We start from the raw sequence: 1,258 nt of genomic DNA, 5'->3' as shown, positions 1-1,258 counted from the left end.
GATCGCGCAACAGACGCAAAATTGACGGCGTTGCCTTGGGCGCAGAGGTTGTCTCTAATTGCCAAGCGTAAAGGCGTTGGCTGTGCTTGTGATGGGGGTAAGGGCGGGAACCGGACCTTCGCTGCGGTCAACACCAAGTTCGGTAATGCGGGACAAAGCTGCCGTTGGTGAGTCGATGTGGAATGTCTGCTGTTATGAGGCTGAGTGTCGTAAGGTTAATCCGATGGGGGGTCGGTCCATTTCGTTGAGCGCGCCCAGTCTACGGCTCCAGCCATGAGGAGGTCGAATACCGGATCCTTGACATCGTAGTAGGCATCCGCGTTGTTTGGAAAGTGTAGCGCGAGCTGTTGCTTGATTTCCCCATATGCCGCCGCCGCAGATGGGTGCTCGCGAAGGTAATCACGGCAAAGCAGCGGGTAGCGTTGGTTAAAGCGACCCTTCTCACGGACATGTACATTCGCGAAAAAAGGTTCCTCACAACGGTAGAACTGTTTGGCCAAATCCTCAGGCGACAGCGCTTTGCCAGGAGGGCAATGATCACTTGTGGGTCTTCCGAGGCTAAATCCCGCAGCAGCCATGGAATCTGTTGTCACATCCTTTAATGACAGCACGCTCACCTGCACATCGATCACGGTTTTTGCGACGAGATCAGGAACTGCTGTTGACCCAATATGGTGAATTTCGCTGTCGTCAGGCAGAGCGCTCTTTAGCAATGACTTGATTACCAAGAACCTATTGGGCCAATCAGGATTAGAAGGAAGAATTTTGATGGTCATCGGCCTTGCGCCCTCTTTGGTGAGTTCATTAAAGCCGACCATAGTGCACGTCGCAGCATCTGGTAAACTGGGCTCTTTCCAGCCATTCGCTGCGGCGACCACAAATGGCGGCTAATGAGCCGTTCATACCTCGACTAAACAAAACCCGCCCCAATCGCTGTCCGCCACTGTCCGCCGCCAAGCCCTGTTGAGTATGGCGCGGACAGCAAACTGCTGATGTTTAGATTTACTGTCCGCCCGCTCGTTGGCGTGACCCAAGGACGCCGCGTTGATAGCGCCGTGCCTCGGTCAATATCGAGCTATTCCCCCTTCCAATCTGCTCTTTTCGACACACAAACCACACTCCGCCTGTCTTTGCCTTCGCGCAGGTGCGCCACCTCTACGCCATGAGCGCGTAGCAGGGGCGTCACGCGGCGCAGTTCTGCCCCAAAGGCGGCAGCTTGCCGTGGGAATACCTCTGCGCTCTCTGTGAGGGCGGGGTA

Annotated in this window: 1 protein-coding gene and 1 pseudogene; both read right to left on the bottom strand. The window is 55.5% G+C overall.

The features are described from left to right. Positions 1-215: 215 nt before the first annotated feature. Positions 216-776: a GrpB family protein gene (locus BM025_RS18845; RefSeq protein ID WP_085850900.1), complete on the bottom strand. Its 561-nt coding sequence runs from the start codon at positions 774-776 to the stop codon at positions 216-218. 299 nt (positions 777-1,075) lie between these two features. Beyond that, a pseudogene (locus BM025_RS19405) lies at positions 1,076-1,258 on the bottom strand (hypothetical protein); the annotation flags it as partial.

This window comes from Pacificibacter marinus, from assembly GCF_900109555.1.
Classification (GTDB): Bacteria; Pseudomonadota; Alphaproteobacteria; order Rhodobacterales; family Rhodobacteraceae; genus Celeribacter; species Celeribacter marinus_C.
The sequence above is the reverse complement of the archived record's forward strand: the minus strand, read 5'-3'. Positions and strand labels throughout refer to the sequence as shown.

Coding starts and splice junctions, on each gene's coding strand:
- BM025_RS18845 (WP_085850900.1), bottom strand. CDS start 776: ATGACCATCAAAATTCTTCCTTCTAATCCTGATTGGCCCAATAGGTTC.